Annotated in this window: 20 protein-coding genes and 1 tRNA gene; 4 read left to right on the top strand and 17 right to left on the bottom strand. The window is 73.2% G+C overall.

The window, feature by feature from the left end; translation table 11 throughout:
- Position 1: 1 nt before the first annotated feature.
- The 16 genes from narJ to BMZ30_RS01555 form a co-directional block, all read right to left on the bottom strand.
- The gene (gene narJ, locus BMZ30_RS01625; RefSeq protein ID WP_229828325.1) at positions 2-655 is read right to left on the bottom strand and encodes a nitrate reductase molybdenum cofactor assembly chaperone; all 654 of its coding nucleotides are present in this window, start codon (positions 653-655) and stop codon (positions 2-4) included.
- A complete protein-coding gene (narH, locus tag BMZ30_RS01620) occupies positions 652-2,313 on the bottom strand; it encodes a nitrate reductase subunit beta (RefSeq protein WP_093374454.1) in 1,662 nt (553 codons plus the stop codon). Before narH ends, narJ begins: the two co-directional genes overlap by 4 nt.
- The gene (locus BMZ30_RS01615) at positions 2,313-6,041 is read right to left on the bottom strand and encodes a nitrate reductase subunit alpha (protein ID WP_093374452.1); all 3,729 of its coding nucleotides are present in this window, start codon (positions 6,039-6,041) and stop codon (positions 2,313-2,315) included. The genes narH and BMZ30_RS01615 overlap by 1 nt, the downstream gene beginning before the upstream one ends.
- Positions 6,042-6,094: 53 nt before the next feature.
- Complete coding sequence (locus BMZ30_RS01610; RefSeq protein ID WP_229828326.1) at positions 6,095-7,333, bottom strand: MFS transporter; 1,239 nt, start codon at positions 7,331-7,333, stop codon at positions 6,095-6,097.
- Between the two features lie 132 nt (positions 7,334-7,465).
- Positions 7,466-8,083 carry a molybdenum cofactor guanylyltransferase gene (mobA, locus tag BMZ30_RS01605; protein ID WP_219810165.1) on the bottom strand — a complete coding sequence of 206 codons (618 nt, stop codon included), beginning with the start codon at positions 8,081-8,083 and terminating at the stop codon, positions 7,466-7,468.
- Positions 8,080-8,580, bottom strand: a complete 501-nt coding sequence (gene moaC / locus BMZ30_RS01600; protein WP_219810164.1) for a cyclic pyranopterin monophosphate synthase MoaC — start codon at positions 8,578-8,580, stop codon at positions 8,080-8,082. The genes mobA and moaC overlap by 4 nt, the downstream gene beginning before the upstream one ends.
- The gene (locus BMZ30_RS01595; protein WP_093374446.1) at positions 8,577-9,839 is read right to left on the bottom strand and encodes a molybdopterin molybdotransferase MoeA; all 1,263 of its coding nucleotides are present in this window, start codon (positions 9,837-9,839) and stop codon (positions 8,577-8,579) included. The genes moaC and BMZ30_RS01595 overlap by 4 nt, the downstream gene beginning before the upstream one ends.
- Before the next feature lie 37 nt (positions 9,840-9,876).
- Complete coding sequence (moeB, locus tag BMZ30_RS01590; RefSeq protein ID WP_093374444.1) at positions 9,877-11,070, bottom strand: molybdopterin-synthase adenylyltransferase MoeB; 1,194 nt, start codon at positions 11,068-11,070, stop codon at positions 9,877-9,879.
- A 1-nt stretch (position 11,071) separates the two neighbouring features.
- Positions 11,072-11,365, bottom strand: coding sequence for a MoaD/ThiS family protein (locus tag BMZ30_RS01585; protein ID WP_093374442.1), 294 nt, complete (start codon positions 11,363-11,365; stop codon positions 11,072-11,074).
- 1 nt (position 11,366) lies between these two features.
- Entirely contained in the window at positions 11,367-12,482 is a 1,116-nt protein-coding gene (gene moaA, locus BMZ30_RS01580; RefSeq protein ID WP_093374440.1) for a GTP 3',8-cyclase MoaA, read from the bottom strand.
- A gap of 76 nt (positions 12,483-12,558) precedes the next feature.
- A complete protein-coding gene (locus tag BMZ30_RS01575) occupies positions 12,559-13,182 on the bottom strand; it encodes a tryptophan-rich sensory protein (RefSeq protein ID WP_093374438.1) in 624 nt (207 codons plus the stop codon).
- Complete coding sequence (locus BMZ30_RS13460; RefSeq protein WP_143073100.1) at positions 13,064-13,744, bottom strand: DUF2238 domain-containing protein; 681 nt, start codon at positions 13,742-13,744, stop codon at positions 13,064-13,066. Before BMZ30_RS13460 ends, BMZ30_RS01575 begins: the two co-directional genes overlap by 119 nt.
- Positions 13,745-13,825: 81 nt before the next feature.
- The gene (locus BMZ30_RS01570) at positions 13,826-14,095 is read right to left on the bottom strand and encodes a GlsB/YeaQ/YmgE family stress response membrane protein (RefSeq protein ID WP_093374436.1); all 270 of its coding nucleotides are present in this window, start codon (positions 14,093-14,095) and stop codon (positions 13,826-13,828) included.
- A gap of 64 nt (positions 14,096-14,159) precedes the next feature.
- Positions 14,160-15,116, bottom strand: coding sequence for a PfkB family carbohydrate kinase (locus tag BMZ30_RS01565; protein ID WP_093374434.1), 957 nt, complete (start codon positions 15,114-15,116; stop codon positions 14,160-14,162).
- A gap of 69 nt (positions 15,117-15,185) precedes the next feature.
- Positions 15,186-16,421: a CAP domain-containing protein gene (locus tag BMZ30_RS01560; protein ID WP_177191243.1), complete on the bottom strand. Its 1,236-nt coding sequence runs from the start codon at positions 16,419-16,421 to the stop codon at positions 15,186-15,188.
- Positions 16,422-16,829: 408 nt separating this feature from the next.
- Positions 16,830-16,914: transfer RNA gene (locus BMZ30_RS01555), tRNA-Tyr, on the bottom strand.
- 156 nt (positions 16,915-17,070) lie between these two features.
- Here BMZ30_RS01555 and rarD point away from each other — a divergent pair.
- Genes rarD through BMZ30_RS01535 form a run of 4 tightly spaced genes read left to right on the top strand, consistent with a single transcriptional unit; the run spans position 17,071 to position 21,309 of the window.
- Positions 17,071-18,030, top strand: a complete 960-nt coding sequence (gene rarD / locus BMZ30_RS01550; RefSeq protein ID WP_229828328.1) for an EamA family transporter RarD — start codon at positions 17,071-17,073, stop codon at positions 18,028-18,030.
- A 42-nt stretch (positions 18,031-18,072) separates the two neighbouring features.
- A complete protein-coding gene (locus tag BMZ30_RS01545; protein ID WP_093374428.1) occupies positions 18,073-18,570 on the top strand; it encodes a YajQ family cyclic di-GMP-binding protein in 498 nt (165 codons plus the stop codon).
- Between the two features lies 1 nt (position 18,571).
- Positions 18,572-19,393 carry an HAD family hydrolase gene (locus BMZ30_RS01540; protein ID WP_093374426.1) on the top strand — a complete coding sequence of 274 codons (822 nt, stop codon included), beginning with the start codon at positions 18,572-18,574 and terminating at the stop codon, positions 19,391-19,393.
- Between the two features lie 53 nt (positions 19,394-19,446).
- A complete protein-coding gene (locus tag BMZ30_RS01535; protein WP_093374424.1) occupies positions 19,447-21,309 on the top strand; it encodes a hypothetical protein in 1,863 nt (620 codons plus the stop codon).
- Positions 21,310-21,313: 4 nt separating this feature from the next.
- On the opposite strand, the gene BMZ30_RS01530 is transcribed toward BMZ30_RS01535, so the two are convergent.
- Entirely contained in the window at positions 21,314-22,246 is a 933-nt protein-coding gene (locus BMZ30_RS01530; protein WP_093375632.1) for an AraC family transcriptional regulator, read from the bottom strand.
- Positions 22,247-22,291: the final 45 nt, after the last annotated feature.

The raw sequence follows: 22,291 nt of genomic DNA, 5'->3' as shown, positions 1-22,291 counted from the left end.
GTCAGGCTCCTTGGTGCTGCGGGATCGAGTACGGGTCGAGGCCAACCTCTTCCTCCGGGGGGCCGTCGGCAGCGAGGCGCGCCACGGCCTCGAGCTCGTCGCCCTCGAGGGGCGGCAGCGTCCCGCAGACCGCGACGAGCGCGTCGGCGTAGGGCGATCTCGCCTCGAGCAGCGCGATGCGCAGGAGCTCGAGCCCGGCCCGGTGCGCGAGCAGCAGGCGGATGCCCTCGACGCGATCGGTGGTGGCGGCGAACTCGAGCACCACGCAGAGGTGGTCGGGGAGCTCGTCCTGCGCGAGCTCGACGCCGGCAGCCCGGTACGCCTGCTTGAACGTCACGAGCGCGACGCCGCGGTTCCGGGTGTCCCCGTGCGCGTAGTACGTGAGGAACAGGCAGCAGCGCTTGCGGTGGTCGAACGTCGCGACGTAGTGCGCAGCGGCCTCGCGCACGTCGACGCGCGCGAGGTGGCTGACGAGGCGCGTCAGCGGGTCTCGGAACCGCGCCGACATCCCGCTCACGACCTCGTGGATCGCGGGGAGCTGCGCGACGAGCTCCTCGTCCGGGTAGTCGAGCAGCAGGGCCGCGACTCGGTGCACCGCGGCGTGCTCGTCCGTGGCGAGGCGCTTGGCCGCCCTCCCCCGCTCGACGCGGTTCACGGCTTCGGCTCCGGTTCTGAGGCCTTGGGCGGCACCGGAGACCCCTTGCCGTCCCAGCTCAGCAGGTTCACGCGGCTGGCCTTGTCCGCGGGGTCCGTGGGGAACTCCGTCGTCTGGCGTTCCCGGAGCATCTGGAAGTTCTCCACCGCCAGGGGAGAGTTGCTTCCCGAGCCCTCGCCGAACGGCCCGGAACCGCCCATGCCGGGGCCGCCCTCGTAGTTGAGGCTGCACTCGGTCGCGAGCTCCTCCAGCCCGTGCGCCTGCTCGGCGTGCGCGGGCGGGATGACGTACCGCTCCTCGTACTTGGCGATCGCGAGCAGCCGGTACATCTCGTACATGGAGTCGCCGTCCATGCCGACGGCCTCCGCGATCGCCGGATCGCCGTCGCGCCCCATATTGATGTCCCGCATGTACGAGCGCATGGCCGCGAGACGCTTCAGGACCGCGGTCACGGGCTTGGTGTCCCCCGCCGTGAAGAGCTCGGCCAGGTACTCCACGGGGATGCGCAGGGTGTCGATCGCGGCGAACAGGTTGTGCTTGTCCTCCGCGTCCTCCCCCGTCTCCGCGACGACGTCGACCACGGGCGACAGCGGCGGGATGTACCAGACCATCGGCATCGTGCGGTATTCCGGGTGCAGCGGCAGCGCGACCTCGTAGTCGTTGATGAGCCGCCAGATCGGTGAGCGCTGCGCAGCGTCCACCCAGTCGCGCGGGATGCCCGCACGCTCGGCCTCGGCCATCACGACCGGGTCGTGCGGGTCGAGGAACACGCTGCGCTGGGCGGCGAGCAGCTCGTGCTCGTCGGTGATGCTCGCGGCCTCCAGCACCCGGTCCGCGTCGTAGAGGACGAGCCCGATGTAGCGCAGCCGCCCGACGCAGGTCTCCGAGCAGATCGTCGGCAGCCCGACCTCGATGCGCGGGAAGCAGAACGTGCACTTCTCGGCCTTGCCGGTCCGGTGGTTGAAGTAGATCTTCTTGTACGGGCACCCCGTCACGCACTTGCGCCAGCCCCGGCACGCGTCCTGGTCCACGAGGACGATCCCGTCCTCCTCGCGCTTGTAGATCGCGCCCGAGGGGCACGACGCCGCGCACGAGGGGTTGAGGCAGTGCTCGCAGATCCGCGGCAGGTAGAACATGAAGGTCTCTTCGAGCTGCAGCTTGACCTTGTCGGAGATCTTCTTGACGATCGGGTCCTCGGGCACGAGCTCCGGGCTCCCGGCGAGGTCGTCGTCCCAGTTCGCGCTCCACCGGATCTTCGTGTCCTCACCCGTGATGAGCGAGCGCGGCCGGGCGACCGGCGTGTGCTCCTGCACGGGAGCGTTCGTCAGGTTCTCGTAGTCGTACGTCCAGGGCTCGTAGTACTCGTCGAGCGCCGGCAGCTTGGGGCTCGAGAAGATCGTCGCGAGGTTCTTCAGGCGCCCGCCCTGCTTGAGCTTGAGCTTGCCCCGCTTGTTGACGACCCAGCCGCCCTGCCACTTGTCCTGGTCCTCGTACGTGCGGGGGTACCCCTGCCCGGGACGGGTCTCGACGTTGTTGAACCAGACGTACTCGACGCCGGTGCGGTTCGTCCAGGCCTGCTTGCACGTGACCGAGCAGGTGTGGCAGCCGATGCACTTGTCCAGGTTCATCACCATGGACATCTGAGCCATGACTCTCATCAGTACTGCACCTCCTGCGAGCGGCGACGGATCATGGTGACCTCGTCGCGCTGGTTACCGGTCGGGCCGATGTAGTTGAACGCGTACGACAGCTGTGCGTACCCGCCGATCAGGTGGCTCGGTTTCATCAGGAGCCGGGTAAGCGAGTTGTGGATGCCGCCGCGCTTCCCCGAGGTCTCGGACCGCGGCACGTCGATCAATCGATCTTGGGCGTGGTACATGTACGCCGTCCCCTCGGGCATGCGGTGCGAGACGATCGCACGCGCGACGACGACGCCGTTGCGGTTCACCGCCTCGATCCACTCGTTGTCCTTGATGCCGACCTTCGCGGCGTCCTCCTGGCTCATCCAGATCGTCGGACCACCGCGGGACAGGCTGAGCATCAGGAGGTTGTCCTGGTACTCGGAGTGGATCGACCACTTGTTGTGCGGCGTCAGGTAGCGCACCGTGATCCCAAGCTCGCCCGTGCTGCCGATCTCCGGCTCGTTGAACAGCGCGGGCATGTTCAACGGCGGCCGGAACACGGGCAGCGACTCCCCGATCTCGACCATCCAGTCGTGGTCGAGGTAGAAGCTCTGCCGGCCGGTCAGCGTGTGCCACGGCTTGAGCCGCTCGACGTTGATGGTGAACGGGGAGTAGCGCCGCCCGCCGGACTCCGAGCCGGACCACTCGGGCGAGGTGATCACCGTCGTCGGCGCCGCCTGGGTGTCCTTGAAGGTGACCTGCTTGCCCTCGTGCTCGGCCGCCATGTCCGCGAGCTTGACTCCCGTGCGCTTCTCGAGCGTCCGGAAACCCTGGGTGGCCAGGTGCCCGTTGGTCGTGCCGGACAGCGCGAGGATCGTCTCGCACACGTCGACGTCCCGCGCGAGCGACGGGCGTCCGTCGCCGACGCCGCCGCGCACCCGGCCGTTCTTGTCACCCAGGTACTTGACCTCCCGCGCGACCTCGAAGGTCACGCCCTTGGTGGTCAGGCCGAGGGTGTCGACGAGCGGGCCGAGCGCGCCCATCTTCGCGGCGACGGCGCCGTAGTCGCGTTCGACGACGGTCAGCTTGGGCATGGTCTTGCCGGGGATCGGCTCGCACTCCCCGCGCTTCCAGTCCAGCACCCGGCCGCTCGGGTTCGCCATCTCGTCGGGCGTGTCGTGCGCGAGCGGCGAGGCCACGACGTCGCGTCGCGTGCCGAGGTGCTGCTCCGCGAGCTGGCTGAACTTCTTCGCGATCGTCGCGAACGCGTCGAAGTCCGTGCGCGTCTGCCACGGCGGGGAGATGGCCGGGGAGAACGAGTTCACGAACGGGTGCATGTCCGTGGTGTTGAGGTCGTGCTTCTCGTACCAGGTGGCTGCGGGGAGGACGACGTCGGAGAAGATCGTCGTGCTCGTCATGCGGAAGTCCAGCGAGAGGAGCAGGTCGAGCTTGCCCGTCGGGGCCTCGTCGCGCCAGACGACGTCCTTCGGTCGGGCTTCCGGGGGCGCCTCGGTGGCCCGCACCGAGGCGTCGGTGCCGAGCAGGTGCTTGAGGAAGTACTCGTTGCCCTTGCCGGAGCTGCCCAGGAGGTTGGCACGCCAGACGGTCAGCACGCGCGGGAAGTTCTCCGGGGCGTCCGGGTCCTCACCGGCGAACCCGAGCGTCCCGGCCTTCAGCTGTGCCGGGATGTACTCGCCGATGCTCTGCCCCGAGGCTTCCGCCTCGTCCGCGAGGTCGAGCGGGTTGCGGTCGAAGGTCGGGTACGACGGCGTCCAGCCCATCCGGGAGGCCTGGGCCAGGACGTCGGCGGTGCTCATCCCGGCGAACCGGCCCGCGCTCTGGGCCGAGGACAGCGCGTCGGCCCCGAACGCGTCGTAGCGGAACTGGTTGGTGTGCAGGTACCAGTACGCGGTCTGCGTCATGTGGCGCGGCGGGCGGGACCAGTCGAGCGCGTTCGCGACCTGGTTGTAGCCGGTGATCGGGCGGACCTTCTCCTGCCCGACGTAGTGCGCCCACCCACCGCCGTTGACGCCCTGGCAGCCCGTGAGCGTGGTGAGCGTGAGGAACGTCCGGTAGATCGTGTCGGAGTGGAACCAGTGGTTGGTGCCCGCGCCCATGAGGATCATCGACCGCCCGCGGGACTCCTCGGCGTTCGCGGCGAACTCGCGCCCGATCCGCTCGGCCTTGGCTGCGGGCACGCCGGTGATGGTCTCCTGCCACGCCGGCGTGCCGGGCTGGCTCGCGTCGTCGTACCCCGTGGGCCACTGGCCGGGCAGGCCCGGGCGTCCGACGCTGTACTGCGCGAGGAGGAGGTCGAACACCGTGGTGACGAGGTACCCGCCGACGCGCCGGGCGGGGACGCCACGCGGCGCGGCCTCGGCATGCCCGTCGGGGGCGTCGAAGCGGGGCAGCTCGAGCGCGACGGGCTCCGCGCCCGGCGTCCCGTAGAGGCTGAGCTGGGGGTCGGTGTCGCCGAGGTCGAGGTTCCAGCGGCCCTCGCCCTCCTTGCCGAACCGGAAGCCCAGCGAGCCGGGCGGCACGACGGCCTCCTGCGTCGCGGCGTCCACCAGGACGGTCTTGAACTCGGCGTGCTCGCTGTCCTCACCGAGGTCCGCGGCGGTGAGGAACTTGCCGGGCACGTAGCCGTCGCCGGACTCCTCGAGGCGGATGAGGAACGGCAGGTCCGTGAACTTCTTGACGTAGTCGTCGAAGTACGGGACCTGGCGGTCGACGAAGAACTCCTTGAGCGTCACGTGCCCCATGGCCATCGCCAGCGCGCCGTCCGTGCCGGGGTGGGCGGCCAGCCACTCGTCCGCGAACTTCACGTTGTCCGCGTAGTCGGGCGAGACCGCCACGACCTTCTGGCCGCGATACCGGGCCTCGACCATCCAGTGCGCGTCCGGGGTGCGGGTCACCGGGACGTTGGAGCCCCACATGATCAGGTAGCCCGCGTCCCACCAGTCGCCGGACTCGGGGACGTCCGTCTGGTCGCCGAACACCTGGGGCGAGGCGACCGGGAGGTCCGCGTACCAGTCGTAGAACGACAGCATCGGGGCGCCGATCAGCGAGTAGAACCGCGAGCCGGCGGCGTGGGAGACCATCGACATCGCCGGGATCGGCGAGAACCCCGCGACGCGGTCGGGGCCGTACGCCTTGATCGTGTGCACGTGCGCCGCCGCGACCATCTCGGTCGCCTCGTCCCACGTCGCGCGCACCAGGCCGCCCTTGCCGCGGTTCGCCTTGTAACGGCGGGAGCGCTCGGGGTCGGAGACGATGTCCGCCCACGCCAGCACCGGGTCACCGAGGCGCGCCTTGGCCTCGCGGTACATCTCGAGCAGGACGCCGCGGACGTACGGGTAGCGCACGCGCGTCGGCGAGTAGGTGTACCAGGAGAAGGCAGCCCCGCGCGGGCAGCCGCGCGGCTCGTACTCCGGGCGGTCGGGGCCCACGCTCGGGTAGTCGGTCTGCTGGGACTCCCAGGTGATGATGCCGTCCTTGACGTACACCTTCCACGAGCAGGAGCCGGTGCAGTTGACGCCGTGCGTCGACCGCACCACCTTGTCGTGGCTCCAGCGGTCACGGTAGAAGGTGTCCGCGTCGCGCTTGCCGATCTGGTAGAGCGTGCGCAGGTCTGCGGAGACCTCAGTCGGCTTGAGGAAGCGCCGGGTGCGCAGGAGCGCGTCGATCACCGGCCCGTCCGTGCTCGACGGCGCCTCCGGGCGCTCGGAGGTCGGTCGCTTCTTCTGGGCCGGGTCGGCGGTCATGCGGGTGTCCCTTCGCTGGACGCGGGTCGTGCGGACGCTCGTACGAGATCTCCTCAGCCGCCACCTCGCGACGCGCGGCGGACCGGGCCCCACGTGAACGCGGCGACGCCGATCGCGGCCAGCGCGAGGAGCACCAGGCCCCACGTGTACTCCTCGGTCGCTCCGTAGACGGCGCCCATCACCAGGGGCGGGAAGAACCCACCGAGACCTCCGGCCGCGCCGACGATGCCGGTCACCGCACCGACGGTCCCTGCGGGGGCAAGCTCGGCCACGAGCGCGAAGCATGCGCCCGATGCCGCCCCGAGCGTGGCGGCGAGCCCGAGGAAGGCGACGGTGCCGGCAGGCAAGAGCTCGACCTTCGTGGCGGCGAGCGCCGCCATCGCGGCAGCCACGACGAAGCAGGCGACCAGGACGGGGACGGCATGCCAGCGGTCGGAGAGGATCCCGCCGACGGGCCGGGCGACCACGGCGAGCACCACGAAGCCCGCGGTGCGCAGCGCGGCGTCGGACGTCGTCAGGCCGTACGCGTTCACGAGGTACGTCGGCAGGTAGACGCTGAACGCCACGAACCCCCCGAACCCGATGGCGTAGATGAGCGAGAGCTGGCGCGTGGCGCGCAGCTGGAACGTGGCCCAGGTCCGGGCGAGCACCGAGCCCTGCTGCACCGGCCGTGCGCCGGGGTCGCGCAGCAGGAGCCGGGACGCGACGGCGTAGACGGCGAGGACGACGCTCACGAGGATGAACGGCGCGGGCCGGCCGAACCGGTCCGCGATCGCGACGGTCGTGAACGCCGCGATGGCCGTGCCGCCCATGCCCAGGCCGAAGAGCCCGAGGGCGGTACCGCGCCGCTCGGGGGGGTACCAGCTGTTGACGAACGGGACACCGATCGCGAAGGCCGTGCCGCCGAGCCCGAGGAAGAAGCCGCCGATCAGCAGCAGCACGAAGCTGTCGGCCAGGAGCCCGACGAAGAGCGTCGGCACGATGGTCAGGATGCTCACCGCCGGGAACATGGTCCGGGCTCCGTAGCGGTCGGTCATCGCGCCGACCGGGATGCGTCCGAGCGAGCCGACGACGACCGGCACGGCGACCGCGAGCGAGACCTGGAAGGCGGTGAGGTCCAGGGCGTCGCGGTACGTGCTGCCCAGGGGGCCGATCAGGGCCCACGCCCAGAAGTTCACGAGAAAGCCGAGGGTCGCGAGGACGAGCATCAAGGTGGCCGGCCCTGCGGGCGCGTCGGGGGCTCGCTCGGGCGGGGCGGTCGTTGGTCGCTGCGTCGATGCTGCGTCCGTCACGGTCTGACCTCCGTCATCGGGAACCCACGTCCCGAGGAACGTGTCTCACGTCACCGTAACGGGGTCCGCCGGGCAAGGCCAGCGAATGCGGCGGTCGATGACAGATCAACCAAGAGGTGTCATCTCCACAGGTCAGGACACCGGGTCGATACCGGAGCCGGCCCCCTCGCCCCCGAGGCGCGCGAGGTCGCCCCACGTGTCGACGTCGAGCGCCTGCGTGCCGACGGCCGGGACGGCGAGCAGGGTCAGGCCCTCGAGAAGACGCCCGACGCCGAGGCCGCCCGCGCCGTCGGGGGCGGCGGCGAACCGTCGCTCGAGCGCCGCACGGCGGTAGACACCGACGAGCCACTGGCGCCGCCCCGCGGGGTCCACGAGGCAGGCGCCGTCCGCCATGCTGCCGACCGTCGCGGTCACCAGCGCCGGGACCGCCGACGCCGCGCGCGGCACGTCGCAGGCCAGGACGAGGACGAGGGGCGCTGGCTCGCGGGCCACCCCCAGCGCCGCGAGGCCGGCGGCGATCCCGGCAGCCGGCCCGCCGAGGGGCGGAGACTCGAGCGTGCGCCGGACCTCCGGCGGCACCGCCACGGTCTCGGGCGCGACGACGACGACCGCCGCAGCTCCGCGGGTCGCGTCGAGCGCGTGGTCGAGCAGGCGTCGACCCTCGAGCTGGACGTCCGGCTTGGAGGCACCACCGAGGCGGCGCCCCGTGCCTCCCGCCAGGACGACGGCGTCGAAGGTCGGCGCGCTCACCGCGGTCCGGCCGCCTCCGGTCGGTGCCAGTCGCCCGAGCGCCCGCCGGACTTCGCCACCACCCGCACCGCCGTGATCTCCGCCGAGCGGTCGACGCCCTTGACCATGTCGACGACGGCGAGCGCGGCCACCGACACCGCGGTGAGCGCCTCCATCTCGACGCCCGTCCGGTCGGCCGTGCGCACGGCGGCGCGGATAGCCACGTGATCCTCGCGCAGCTCGAGGTCGAGCACGACGCCGTGCACACCGATCACGTGCGCGAGCGGCAGCAGGTCGGGGGTCTTCTTGGCCGCGGCGATGCCGGCGATGCGCGCGACGGCCAGGACGTCGCCCTTGGGGACGGTGCCGTCGCGCAGCGCCGTCAGGACCTCGGCGCTGCAGCGCACCTCGCCGGTGGCGACGGCCTCGCGCACGGTGGGCGTCTTGGCGGTGACGTCGACCATGCGGGCGTGGCCTGCGGCGTCGAGGTGGGTGAAGGACGGCTCAGAGTTGCTCACGAGATCATCATGACGCGTACGGCGTCCCCCGCGTCGACCCGGTCGGTCTGCGGCTCCACGACCGCGAGCGCGTCCGCGAGCGCGAGCGAAGCGACCAGGTGGGAGCCGGAGCCGCCGGAGGTGGCGGGCCGGACGCGAACGCGCCCGGACGCGTCCGGCTCCGCGTCGAGGACCACGGGCACGTACTGCTGGCGGCCCGGGGGCGAGGTCCACCCGACGGCGGCGACGGCGTCGCGCAGCGGGACGGCCGAGCCGCCCCCACGGATCTTCGCGAGCGCCGGGCGCACGAGGACGTGGAAGCTGACGAACACCGACACCGGGTTGCCCGGCAGCGCGAACAGCGGGACGGCAGGCGCCGCACCGGGCGCCTCGAGCAGCCCGAAGCCCTGCGGCTTGCCGGGCTGCATCGCGACCTTGACGAACCGGACGGCACCGAGCGGCTCGAGCACCTCCTTGATGACGTCGTAGGCACCCGCGCTCACGCCGCCGCTCGTCACGATCGCGTCCACGCGTCCGAGCGCCTGGTCGAGGACCCGGCGGAGCGCGTCAGGGGTGTCGTCCACGGCGCCGAGGTCCACGGCCTCGACCCCTGACTCCTGCACCAGGCCGTGCATGAGCGTCGAGTTCGAGTCGGGGATCTGCCCGTGCCGCAGCGGCTCCCCCGGCGCCACGAGCTCGGCGCCCGTGGCGAGCACGCCGACGCGCGGGCGCGGGCGTACCCGCAGGGAGCCGTAGCCCACGGACGCGGCCGCCGACAGGTGCCGCGCCCCGAGCACCGTGCCCCCGGCCAGCACGAGGTCACCCGGGGCGACGTCCTCCTGGGCGTGCCGGACGTGACGCCCCGCAGCGGGGCCGCGCGCGATCAGCACCACGGCGGGCAGCGCCTTGCCGGCCCCCGGACCGGGCGGCTGGTCCGTGTCCTCGACGGGGACGACGGCGTCGGCCCCGGGCGGGACCGGCGCGCCGGTCATGATCCGCACCGCGGCGCCCGGCTCGACGACCGGTCGAGCGGTCGACCCGGCGGGCACGTCGCCGACGACGCGCAGCCGCACCGGTTGCTCGGCGGAGGCGGCAGCGACGTCGTCGGACCTCACGGCGTACCCGTCCATGGCCGAGTTGTCGAAGGGGGGCACGGCGAGCCGCGCGACGACGTCCTCCGCGAGCACGCAGCCGTACGCGTCCGCCAGCGGCACGGTCCGGGCGGGCAGCGGCGCGAGGGCACCGAGCACGTGCGCGAGGTGCTGCTCGACGGTGATCACCAGGGCTGCTCCGTTCGTCGGGGGGGGTCAGGCAGGATCAGTACGTCGGCAGGGACGGGTCGACGTCACGCACCCACGCCAGCACCCCGCCGTCGAGGTCGAGGACGGACGCCCCCGTCGCGGCGAGGGCGTGCGCCGCCTGCGCCGAGCGCTGGCCGCTGCGGCAGTGCACGACGACGTCGCACGCCTCGTCCCCGGCGCGCACGCGTCGCAGCGCGGCCTCAGGATCGGCCAGCACCTCGCCGAGCGGGATGTGCGCGGTCCCGGGGATCGTGACGATCGTCCGTTCCGCAGCCTCCCGGACGTCGAGCACGACCAGCGTGTCCCGGCCCCCCTCCCGGTCGGCGAGCCGCCGCGCGAGACCGGCCGCGGTGATCAGCGCCGCCGGGGCCGGGCTGACGTCCCGCTGCGGGGCGGGCACCGCAGCGGCTCCGGTCCCCGCGGCGGCGGCGCGCGCGGCCGGCCGCGGCGCGAGCGGGATCTCGCTCCACCGGGCACCGAGCACGTCGAGCACCGCGACGCGGCCGAGCAGCGTCTCGCCCATCCCGGTCAGGAGCTTGACGGCCTCGGCGGCCATCAGTGACCCGACCTGTCCGCACATCGCCCCCAGCACGCCGGCCTCGCCGCACGACGGCGTCGTCCCCGGGGGCGGAGGCGCAGGGAACAGGTCGCGCAGCGTCACGCCGGGCACCGTCCCGGGCGGGCGTGACCAGAAGACCGCCACCTGGGCGTCGAACCGCAGGATCGACCCCCAGACCAACGGCATGCCGAGCACGGCGCACGTGTCGTCGACCAGGTAGCGCGTGGGGAAGTTGTCCGTGCCGTCGAGCACGACGTCATAGCCGCGCAGCAGCTCGCGGGCGTTGTCCTGCGTCAGGCGCACCCGGTGCCGCTCGACGACGACGTCGGGGTTGAGCGCCTGGACGCGCTCGGCCGCGGAGTCCACCTTGGGACGCCCGACGTCGGCCGTCGCGTGGACCACCTGGCGCTGCAGGTTGGAGACGTCCACGACGTCGTCGTCCACGATCCCGATCGTGCCGACGCCCGCGGCGGCGAGGTACAGCAGGGCCGGCGAACCGAGCCCGCCCGCACCGACGACGAGCACCCGGGACGCGAGCAGACGGCGCTGCCCCTCCTCCCCCAGCCCGTCGAGCAGGAGGTGGCGCGAGTAGCGCTGCTTCTGCGCGGCGGTGAGCGGGGGGCCGGGCTGGACGCGCGGCGGCAGGGGCACGTCAGCCTCCGGCGAACGGGGGCAGCACGTCGACGCGCAGGGACGCCGTGCCCGGCGCGGCGAGCGGGGCCGCGAGGTCCTCGGCGACCACGCCCTCGACCAGCAGGCTCGAGATCGCGAGCACCCGCGCCAGGGCCTCGCCGTGGGCTGCGCCGAGCGCGGCGACGAGGTCGGCGCCCGTGCCTCCGTCGGGCAGGGCGACCTGCTCGTGCGAGGTCCCGGCGGCCTCGGCCGCCGCCGCGAAGAACCGGACCTGCACCCCGATGGTCGGCGCCGTCGTCGAGCTCGATGTCATGTCATCCTCCGATCGCGCTCATGGGGCGCTCGGGCTGCAGGAAGCCGGGGTCGTCGATGCCGTGACCGGGCAGCTTGCCCCACATGGCCGTGCGCCACGCCTCGGCGACCGCCGCGTCGTCGGCGCCGGAGCGGAGCATCCCGCGCAGGTCCGTCTCGGTGCGGGAGAACAGGCAGGTGCGGACCTGCCCGTCGGCCGTCAGGCGCGTCCGGTCGCACGCGCCGCAGAAGGGCTGGGTCACGGACGCGATCACGCCGACCGAGCCACCGGGCCGGTCGCCGTCCGCGGCCACGTCCCACCGCTGGGCCGGCGCCGAGCCGCGCTCGCGCGCGTCGGTCTCGGCGAGCGTGAAGCGCGCGGTGAGCGACGCGAGGATCTCGGCGGCGGTGACCATGCCGCCCCGCGCCCAGGAGTCCGGCGGGCCGAGCGGCATCTGCTCGATGAAGCGCAGCTCGAAGCCCTTGCGCAGCGCGAAGTCCAGGAGGTCGGGGGCCTCGTGCTCGTTGCGGCCGCGCATCAGGACGGCGTTGATCTTCACGGGGCGCAGCCCGGCCGCGTGCGCGGCGTCGAGGGCCACGAGGACGTCGGCGAGCCGGTCGCGCCGGGCCATGGCGGCGTAGGTCTCGCGGTCGAGCGAGTCCAGGGACACGTTGATGCGGGTGAGCCCTGCCGCGACGAGTCCGTCGACGCGCCGCTCGAGCCCCAGCCCGTTCGTCGTCAGCGAGGTCTCGGGTGCTGCGCCGTCGGCGGTGCGCAACGCCGACGTCGCGGCGATGATGCGCTCGAGGCCCTTGCGCAGCAGGGGCTCCCCGCCGGTGAAGCGGATCTCGCGGATACCGAGGCGCTCGACCGCGACCCGCACGAGCCGGATGACCTCGTCGTCGCTCAGCGCGTCGGCGCCCGGCAGCCACTCGAAGCCCTCGGGGGGCATGCAGTACTCGCACCGCAGGTTGCACCGGTCGGTCAGGGAGACCCGCAGGTCTCGCGCCACGCGGCCATAGCGATCCACGAGCGCGGGCGTCGCGGGCCGGTCCGCGACCGCGCCCGCCGCGGGGGCAGGGGCCGGCGCTGGTGCGGGTTCCGCACGCGGTCGTGGCATTCCTAGCTCGACGGGCATCGCTTCACCCTAGCCACCTCCGGTGCCGCGCGGCTGCTGGCGTCTCACGGTCCGGGTGACCCCGGTGCGCCGCGGGTCAGTCGTTGAGCTTCCAGATCCGCCAGGACAGCACGGTCGCGAACGTGCACCAGGCTGCGTAGAGCGCCAGCGCGAAGCCGTACCGGCGACGCTGCCTGCCGGCCCGGCGGGCCAGCCCCGCGCTGCTGAGCGCGAGGGCCGCGGCGTTCGCGGTCGCCAGAGGTGGGTTCTTGCCCTGGAAGAACGTCCAGGTCCACGCGGCGTTGAGCAGCAGGTTCAGGCGCAGTGCGCGACGGTAGCCCGAGCGCTCGCGGCGGGCGGCCTTCTCCTGGCGGGCCGCGGCCTCGCGGTCGGCCGCGGGCGTCGGGACGACCACGTGGTCCGGGGTGAGCACGACCGGCCGCGACGCGGTCGGCAGAGCGCCCTGGCCGAGCGCGAACGCGCGGACCGACGCGGCCTCGACCTGCTCGTCCTGGCGGGTCAGCACGCCCGCGGAGGCGCCGGCGATCGCCGCGTACAGCGCCGTCCACACGATCGGGAACACCTGCGCGGGAGGCTGGATGTCAGGCTTCTCGATGCTCCGGTACCAGCGGCTGCGCACCCCGGACGACGCCGCGGACCCCGCCGCCGCTGCCGCGCCCGTCAGCGCGCTCGTCGTGAACAGGTTCTTGGCGAAGCTCATCGCGCAGTCCTCTCGTCGGGTCGTCCGTGTCCACCCTACGAGCGCGCGCGGGATCGGCCACCGCTGCCGAGGCTCCCAGCAGCCCAGCCAGGAGCGCACCCACGTTGCCCGCGGCGATGTCGCTCACGGTGTCGGTGTACCCGACGTTCACGGTGGGGTCGACGAGCGCGTTGCCCACGAGCTCGAGGTACTCCCAGACGACGGCGAGGCTCGTCCCGAGCGCGGTGACGACGACGACGTAGGGCCAGCGTCCGAGCCGGACGGTCGGCCGGCGGGTCAGCAGCACGCCGGCGAGGTGCGCGAGGACGGCGGTCGCCAGGAGGTGCACGACGAGGTCCCACACGCCCCAGCGCTCGTAGAGCCGCCAGACGGAGCTCCACGCGGCGAGCAGCAAGACCCCGTTCGTCGCGACCTCCGCACGTGCACCCAGGGGCGCACGCCACGCGAGCACGGTGCCGAGGCACACGAGCGCCATGATCGCGACGCCGACCGCGTCGGCGAAGACAGCGGCAAGGACGACGCTGGCGGGCGCCGCCAGGCGGACCGCCAGCAGACCGGGCATGCCGCGAGGGCCCGCCGCGGTCGCGACGGGCCCTCGGGTTCTTGCTGCATGCACGGGATCGCCCCTGCGGTCAGCCTCGGCTCAACGCTTGGTGGCGCTCTTGCCGCGGACCGCCATGTAGATGGAAATGAAGATGACGGCCATGACGATCGAGATGATCCAGCGGAGCCAGTCGATCCCGTCCGTGTCCTTCACACCGAAGAGGTCGGCCACGTAGTAGCCCGCGAGGGCGCCCAGCGCGCCCAGGATGATCGTCCACAGGACACCGATGTTCTGGTCGCCCTTCATGAACAGCCGGGCCAGGGCGCCGATCACGGCGCCGAAGATGATGAGACCGATGAGCTCGCCCATGATTCCTCCTTGACTTGCGCCACGTGTGCGGCTACGTCTGCTTACGTCTGAACGATGGCAGCGATCACGGGACCTCGCACTTTGAACGGAACCGGGCCGCGTCACACCGCAGCTGCCCGGCATTCGCTCCGTCGCGCGCCCAGCCCAGTGCCCCCGGCGCCGCGACCGAGGCGCTCGCCACCTCGGCGGCCACCGCGAGGGCGTCGACGACGACCGCACCCAGGGCGCGCGGTCCCGCCGCGAGGCACGCGAGCAGCGCTCCGTGCAGCACGTCCCCGGCGCCGAGCGTGTCGACGACGCGCCCCGCGCGCGGTACCGGGACCGTCGCGGCGCGGCTGTGCGCGAGCACCTCGATGGCGCCAGCGCCATGGGACTGCGCGACGACGGTCGGGCCCAGCCGGGCGACGTCGGCCAGCAGGGACCCGCTGGAGAGGGCCGCTCCTGCTGCCGGGAGCGCGAGGTCGGCGGGCAGGCGGAAGTCCGCGGAGAGCAGCGCGACGTCGACGTGCGCCAGCAGTGCCTCGAGCCCCGGTTTCCACGAGCCGCCGTCGAGCAGGACCGGGATGCCGAGGCGCCGGGCCTCGGCCGCCGTCGCGAGAGCGAGGTCCAGGTGATGCCCGTCGACGAGCACGGCGCACACACCGGTGAGATCTGGCGCCTCCGCCTGGACGACGACGCCGGTGGCGTTGGTGGACACGACGGCGCGCTCCCCCGTGCCCGCGGTGACGAGGACCGTCGACACGGCGGCGCCCGCAGCCCCGGTCGCGCGGTCGTCCAGCCGGACTGCGCCGAGCCCGGCGCGCACGGCCTCGCCGATCGCGCCCGCGCCCACCACTGTCACCAGTGTGACGTCGCAGCCGAGCAGGGCGGCCGTGCGCGCGGCGTTGAGCGCGGGACCGCCCGCATCGACGTCGACGGACCGGGCGACGAGCTTCTCGTCCGGCCCGGGGAGCCGCTCGACCACCTGGACGACGTCGAGGGTCGCCAGGCCGACGGCAAGGACGCGCGGAGAGTCAGTCATCGGACTGTTGTAGCAGTCCATGCGCACGGCGCCGACCCGGTGTGCCCGGGCCGGCGCCGTGCGCGGGGGTCAGCGCCCGCCGTGCTTGGCGCGTGAGTCCTGGCCGCGCTCGGAGCCGCGCTCGTCCCTGTGCCCGCGGTCGAGCAACACGTCCTTGCGCGCCTGCTCGAGGGCGGCCTCGTGGCCCGGCTCTTTGCGGTCCCGTGCCTCGCGGCGGTCCTTGCCGTGACCGTCCTGGTGCCCGCGCGCCTTGCCGCGAGCCTCGGGGCGCTCGTGCGACGTCCGCCCCTTGCGCTCGACGACCTCGAGCGTCTTGACCTCGGACGTCACGGCCGCGTGGGTGTCGGTCGCGGCGACCGTCACCCGGTACTGCACCGTGCCCGCCTCGTCGTGGGCCGGGAGCGCGATCTTGACCGCGCCATAGGTGGCGCCGGACGCGAGGGACTTCGCCGCAGCCGCCGCCCCGCGGTCCTTCTTGTTCCACCCCAGGCGCTTGCCCGGCAGGTCGCGCGAGGTGTAGCTCGCGACGTCGGTCCACGTCCCGTCGACGTTGCGCTGCAGCGTCAGCTCACGTCCGCCGCCCGCGACGACGACGGCGTCCTGGGTCGCCTTGCCGACCTTGACCTTCTGCTCGGTCCGCCAGCCGCGGATCACGGACTCGGCGAGGGTCGGCTCCTCGGGCTCGGGCGCGGGCTCCTCGGTCGGCTCCTGCGAGGGCTCCGGCTCGGCCGTGGGCTCCTCGGTGGGCTCAATCGTCGGCCCCTCGGTCGGCTCGGCCGTCGGCTCCTGCGTGGGCTCCGGCGCCGGCTCCGACGTCTCCTCGCAGTCCGCGTTGAAGCGCTGGGTGTTGTACACGACGTCGTCGATGATCACCGTGCCCGTCGCGGCGAAGGTGTAGTCCGGGTTGAGGATGTTCGCGCGGTGCCCGGCCGAGGCCATGTAGGCGGCAACAGCGGCCTCGGGGTCCGCCTCGCTCCTGGTGCTCGTGAAGATGTTCTCGGCGACCGTGGGCGAGCAGCCGGCCGCGTTCGCGTCGGCCTGCACGGTCCCGACGGACGCGTGTGCGAGCTCACCGGCGTCGTGCATCGACTGCGACCACGTGCGGGCGCCAGCCTGGAGGCCGGCAGAGAACGTGAGCGGGGCGACGCCCGCGGCGGCGCGCTCCGCGTTGAGCAGATCGAGCATCTGCTGGTCATAGGCATCGGGGTCGGTCGTCGGCGCAGCCTGGACCGCGGGCACGGCGAGGCCGCCGGCCACGAGCGCGCCGGTCAGCAGGAATCCCGCCTTCTTCGCGTTCGAGTGCATCGTCATCTCCTTCAGATCGGTGACGCCCCACACGCTAGGACCACACCGCCACGTGGTGGGCGAGGGTGAGAGAGGTCTCACGGCCGTGCCACGCGGCCCTCATCCCGCGCCCGGGTGAATGACCGCCCGCTGAGCGGAACTCGCAGGTCGGGGGCTGGCGTATCGATTCGACTTCGGGTAGGAATGCCCCAGCGGCACCTATGGCAGATGGCGCGACACCCCCCGGGTGCACCTCTGCCGTGCCGCCTGTGGGGGCTTGTCGGTGCCCTAGGCTCCGCTCCCTTGCGAAGCGCCCCGTCCTGCCCCCGCGGACGGGGCGCATTCTGTTTTCCGAGGCCAGGCACGACGCCCGCACCCGACGACGAAGCGGCCCCACCCGGATCGGGTGGGGCCGCTTCGTGGTGACGCTGGTGGCAGCTGAGGGATTCGAACCCCCGTAGCATGACGCGGCTGATTTACAGTCAGCTCCCTTTGGCCACTCGGGCAAGCTGCCAGGCTTCGCACGTCCAGACCCCGAGCCTCGGATGAGACGCACGGGCTCGTGGAGGAGCGGTGCCACAATACTAGTTCCCACCAGCGGGGGGAAATCGGCCGCCCCGCCCGGGTGCCGCCACCGCGCCGCGACCATCGCCACCACCGCCTGAAGAGGGTGATCATCACGTCCGAGGCTCCGCCGTCGGCCACGACCGTCACGACAGCGCCGGCGGCGCTCGACCCTCGCGGCCTCGGCCTCGGGCTCTCCGGCTACCTGATGTGGGGCACCCTCCCCCTGTTCTTCAAGCTCCTCGAGCGCAGCAGCCCCATCGAGGTCGTCGCGCACCGCGCCGTGTGGAGCCTGCTGTTCTGCCTCCTGCTGCTGGTCGCCCTGCGCCAGCTGCCGAGCCTGCTCACCGTGCTCCGCAACCGCCGCGCCGTCGGGGCCCTCGCGCTGTCGGCGATGCTCGTCGCGGTGAACTGGGTGCTGTTCGTGTGGGGCGTGACCAACGGGCACGTCGTCGAGGCGTCGCTCGGGTACTTCATCAACCCGATCGTCACCGTCGTCATCGCCGTGCTCGTCCTGCGCGAGCGCCTCAGCCGCGGGCAGTGGATGGCCGTCGCCATCGCCGGCGCCGCCGTCGGGGTCCTGACCGTCGCCGCCGGGGGCGTGCCGTGGCTCGCACTCGGGCTCGCCGGGTCGTTCGGGCTGTACGGCCTCGTCAAGAACCGCGTCGGCCGGACCGTCGGCGCCCTGCCCGGCCTGGCCGTCGAGACCATGGTGCTCACGCCCGTCGGCATCGCCTACCTCGTGTGGCTGGGCCCGGACGGCACGATGCTCGGCTCGGGACCGGGCTACGCGGCGCTGCTGGTGTCCACGGGCGTCGTCACCGCCCTGCCGCTCCTGCTGTTCTCCGCGGCCGCCCGCAGCCTGCCGCTGAGCGTCGTCGGGCTGATGCAGTACATCACCCCGCTCATGCAGTTCCTCGTCGGGGTGCTGGTGTTCGGCGAGCACATGGCGCCCGCCCGCTGGGCCGGGTTCGTCCTCGTGTGGATCGCGATCGGCGTGCTGAGCGTCGATGCCGTGCGCAACCTGCGGCGCCGCGCGCTGCTGCGGGCGCCGGTCACGGCCTAGGCTGGGACGAGACCCACCCCCGACGACGCAGGAGTGTGCACCATGGCCGACGCCTCGATGGACATCGTCAGCAAGGTCGACCGCCAGGAGGTCGACAACGCCCTCAACCAGGCCGTCAAGGAGATCAACCAGCGCTACGACTTCAAGAACGTCGGCGCCTCGATCGCCTGGAGCGGCACCGAGAAGATCGTCATGATCGCCAACTCGGAGGACCGCGTGATGGCGATCCTCGACGTCTTCCAGACCAAGCTGATCAAGCGCGGCGTCTCGCTGAAGTCCTTCGACACCGAGGACAAGGAGCCGCAGCTGTCCGGCAAGGAGTACCGGCTCGAGGGCGTCCTCAAGGAGGGCCTCGCGGGCGAGAACGCCAAGAAGGTCACCAAGCTGATCCGCGACGAGGGCCCCAAGGCCGTCAAGACGCAGATTACCGGCGACGAGGTCCGCGCCACCAGCAAGTCCCGCGACGACCTCCAGGCGGTCCAGGCGCTCCTCAAGGGCGCCGACCTCGACTTCGCGGTGCAGTTCACCAACTACCGCTGACGTGCCGGCTCCGGGCGCCCCGCGCGTCGTCGCGACCGACCTCGACGGCACCCTGCTGCGCCCGGACGGTTCTGTCTCGGCACGCACCCGGGACGTCCTGCGCCGGCTCGACGACGACGGCGTCCGCGTCGTGTTCGTCACCGCGCGTCCGCCGCGGTGGCTGCCGATGCTCGCCGACCTCGCCGGGCAGCACGGGACGGCCGTGGTGCTCAACGGCGCGGCGGTGTACGAGTTCGCGACCGGCGCGCTGAGCGAGGTGCACGGGTTCGACCCGGACGAGCTCGCCGCGATCATCACCGACCTCCGCGCCGCGGTGCCGGGCATCGCCCTGGCCCTGGAACGCATCGACGGCCCCGTGTACGACCCGTCGTTCGCGAGCGAGCACCCCGTCCCCGCCGACCTGCGTCGCGTCGACGTCGCCACCGCCCTCGCGCCCGAGCGTCCCGGGGACGTGGGCGCCGTCGTCGGGAAGCTCCTGGCCCTGCTCGACGGCGCAGGCCACGACGACCTGTACGCCCGCGTGGCCGAGGCTGTGGGCGAGCGGGCGCTGCTCGCGTTCTCCGGCGCCCACGGCCTGGCCGAGCTCTCCGCGCCCGGCGTGACCAAGGCCGCCGGGCTCGAACGCTGGTGCGCGACCCACGGCGTCGCACCCCACGAGGTGTGGGCGTTCGGGGACATGCCCAACGACGTCCCCATGCTCCGGTGGGCCGGGCACGGCGTCGCCGTCGCGAACGCCCACCCCGAGGCGCTCGCGGCCGCGGACGCCCGCACGGCGTCGAACGTCGACGACGGCGTGGCGCGCCACCTCGAGCAGCTGCTCTAACGCGTCCCGCGCGTCCCGGCGGGCGGGCGTTCCAGGACGCTACGCTCCTCGCCATGCCCCCACGCTCCCTCCCTCGCCACCTGCCGCGCGCCGTGGGGTGGGTGGTCCCCGTGGGCGTCGGCGCCACCGTGGTCATGGGCGGCATGATGAGCACGCTCGTCGCGCCGGTCCCCGGGCCCGCGCCGGCCGTCATGACCTTCTCCTCGGTCCTGTTCGCGGTCCTGCTGGCCGTCCAGGTCGGCGCGGTCCTCCTTGCGCCCCAGGCGCCCGTAGCCGCCGCCTGGTTGGCTGTCGTCGCCGGCTTCGCCCTGCTGCCGTACGACCTGCCGTCGTGGGTCCTGCCGGGGGTCGTGATCGGCGCGGCGGGAGCGCTGTGCCTGCAGCTGCGGGCCAGCGTCGTACGCCGGGCCCTCGCGACCTGGCCTCGCCGGGCGGTGACCGGCCCGCCTGCGGACGTGGCGGCAGCGCTGCCGACCTCGGCGTGGCGCGACGCCCGCATGCTCGCGCTGAGCCTGGGCGGCGTGGCGCTCGTCGTCCTCGGGCTCCTCTGGACGGCGCACGACGTCCGGGAGGTCTCCGAGTTCCGGGCCGAGGCCGTCGAGGGTGTGGGCCGGGTGGTCAGCGTCGACGACGACGGCTTCTCCGCAACCATCGAGGTCGACGGCGCGACGGTCGTCGCTCCCGTGAACATCGGCGAGCCGGTCGTCGGGGCGCCGATAGCCGTGCGCTGGTCCCCCTTCACGGGCCGCGCGGAGATCATGGGCGACGACTTCGACCCGGTCGGCGCCCTGGTCTGGTCGGGTCTCGGCGTGGTGGCCCTGGTGCTCGCGTGGCGGCGTCGGCGTCACGTCTGCGTGCTGGTGCACGCCGGCGCCGCGCCGACGCTCGACGCTCTCAGCCTCGTCGCGCACCCGCGGGTCGACGGGATCGGCGTCACCGACGTGGACGGGCAGCCGCTCGGTTCGCTCGTCCACGTGGCCCTCCTCGTCACGTCCGGCGCCGACGACGACGACGACGCCGAGGACGCGACGCACGACGGGCCCGAGCTGGGCGACGAGCTGCTGGACGCCGACGTCGCCGAGCTGTCCGACGCGGAGGTGGTCGCGCGCGAACGAGCCATCATCGACGCGATCGCCGACGTGCTCGAGGACGAGACGGTGGACCTCCGGGCGATGCTGCCTGCCGCAGCGCCGGCAGCCCTGGTGGTGCTCGACGACGCACCGATCGACCGCCCCGTGCTCGCCCGGGTCGGCGACGTGTGGCTCACCGCGACCCTCGTCGGCACCGCACCGACCGGCAGCGCACCGACCGGCGACGGGCCCGACGCCCTCCCCGTCGGGGCGAGCGCGTCCGTCGGGGCCCACGATGCGCCCACGCAGCCCTCCGAGCCCCGGGGCCTGCGCGCGCGGCTGCACGCCCTCACCGGCCGGTCCGACGCCCTGCTGCTCCTGCCCGTGCACCTCGCCGCGGCCGCGCTGGTGTGGTGGCTGATCAGCGACCCGCCCGCGGGCTGGTTCGAGATCCTGCGATTCAGTTTTCCCATTGGCTGGCTGGTCGCCAGGTCTCACCGCCCCCGCGCCCTGGTGCGAGTGCACCCGCGGTACCTCGAGTCGCGCGGCTGGGTGTGGGACCGCTGGATCCCGTGGCGCGACATCGAGCGGATCGGGCGCGCCGAGGGCGCGCTCGTCCTGCGGCGCACGGGCGCGCAGGAGGCGCTGGTCCTCGACCGCCCCGCGGTCGCGACCTGGACGCTCGTCCGCTTCGTGCCCGACGACGAGGTCGCGCGTCGCACGATCGAGCAGGCCTGGGTGGCCGGCCGGACCGGGCACGGACCGCTGCTGCCGGGCCGTCCGTCGCTCCCCGCCCTGCTCGGCCTCGGCTGGCTGGCACTGCTGGTCGCCGCGCTGCTCCGTTGAGCCCTCAGGCGGCCAGGACCGGGTGCCGCCGGCGGAACTCGGTCGGCGTGGTGCCCACGTGGCGCTTGAACGCCGTCGAGAACGCGTAGGGGTTCTCGTAGCCCACGCTCCGGGCCACCGCAGCGACGGTCACGTCCGGGGCGAGCAGCAGGTCGCCGGCGAGCGTGAGGCGCCAGCGCGCGAGGTAGGCCATCGGGGCCTGCCCGACGCCGGCGCGGAACCTGGCCGCGAGGCTCGCCCGGGACGCGTTGACCCGGCGCGCGAGGCTCTCGACGGTCCACGGCGCGGCCGGTTCGGCGTGCAGGTGCTCGAGCGCGCGCACGACGATCGGGTCGCTGCACGCGAGCCAGGTCTGCACGCCGTCACGCACGGGGTCGGTCGACCACTGCCGCGCGGTGCTCACCACGAGGACGTCGAGCAGGCGGTCCACGACCACCTGGCCGGCGGCGCCCTCCTGCGAGATCTCCCGGGCGAGCAGGTCGACGACCGCGGTGTCGGCCTGGTCCCGGCGCACGACCGCGACGCGCGGCAGGGCCTGGACGACGAGCCCGCCGACGTCGTCGGGCCGGTCGTAGGTGCCGACGAGCACGGAGGTCTCGCCCCGGGCGGCGTTGCCCCAGCGGCGCACCCCGCGGCCCAGCTCCTCGCGCAGGTCGCGGCCGTCGAGCGTGCGGCACCGCTGCCCGGGGGCGACCTCGATCGTCGGGGCGCTCCCGGACGCGTCGGACACGACGTACGGCTCCGGGCCCCGCACCAGGGCGACGTCGCCCGCGGCGAGGGACTCACCGTCGATCCGGGCGCTGCCCGTCACCACGGCGACGACGGTGAGGGCGGCGCCGTCGCGGACGTCGACCGCCCACGCGCCGCTCATCTCCATCATCATCGCGAAGGCGCGCGTCGCACGCGGGCCGCCGAGGAAGTGCGCGAGCGGGTCCATCCCCTCACGGTAGACGATCACGAAGGTTCTCTCGCGCCTGACCCA

Origin of the sequence: Flavimobilis marinus, from assembly GCF_900113055.1 — a bacterium.
Classification (GTDB): Bacteria; Actinomycetota; Actinomycetes; order Actinomycetales; family Cellulomonadaceae; genus Flavimobilis; species Flavimobilis marinus.
The sequence above is the reverse complement of the archived record's forward strand: the minus strand, read 5'-3'. Positions and strand labels throughout refer to the sequence as shown.

Coding starts and splice junctions, on each gene's coding strand:
- BMZ30_RS01570 (WP_093374436.1), bottom strand. CDS start 14,095: ATGGGCGAGCTCATCGGTCTCATCATCTTCGGCGCCGTGATCGGCGCC.
- BMZ30_RS01545 (WP_093374428.1), top strand. CDS start 18,073: ATGGCCGACGCCTCGATGGACATCGTCAGCAAGGTCGACCGCCAGGAG.
- moaA (WP_093374440.1), bottom strand. CDS start 12,482: ATGCCCGTCGAGCTAGGAATGCCACGACCGCGTGCGGAACCCGCACCA.
- BMZ30_RS01575 (WP_093374438.1), bottom strand. CDS start 13,182: ATGAGCTTCGCCAAGAACCTGTTCACGACGAGCGCGCTGACGGGCGCG.
- BMZ30_RS01535 (WP_093374424.1), top strand. CDS start 19,447: ATGCCCCCACGCTCCCTCCCTCGCCACCTGCCGCGCGCCGTGGGGTGG.
- BMZ30_RS01585 (WP_093374442.1), bottom strand. CDS start 11,365: ATGACATCGAGCTCGACGACGGCGCCGACCATCGGGGTGCAGGTCCGG.
- narH (WP_093374454.1), bottom strand. CDS start 2,313: ATGAGAGTCATGGCTCAGATGTCCATGGTGATGAACCTGGACAAGTGC.
- BMZ30_RS01615 (WP_093374452.1), bottom strand. CDS start 6,041: ATGACCGCCGACCCGGCCCAGAAGAAGCGACCGACCTCCGAGCGCCCG.
- BMZ30_RS13460 (WP_143073100.1), bottom strand. CDS start 13,744: ATGCCCGGTCTGCTGGCGGTCCGCCTGGCGGCGCCCGCCAGCGTCGTC.
- BMZ30_RS01565 (WP_093374434.1), bottom strand. CDS start 15,116: ATGACTGACTCTCCGCGCGTCCTTGCCGTCGGCCTGGCGACCCTCGAC.
- BMZ30_RS01530 (WP_093375632.1), bottom strand. CDS start 22,246: ATGGACCCGCTCGCGCACTTCCTCGGCGGCCCGCGTGCGACGCGCGCC.
- BMZ30_RS01560 (WP_177191243.1), bottom strand. CDS start 16,421: ATGCACTCGAACGCGAAGAAGGCGGGATTCCTGCTGACCGGCGCGCTC.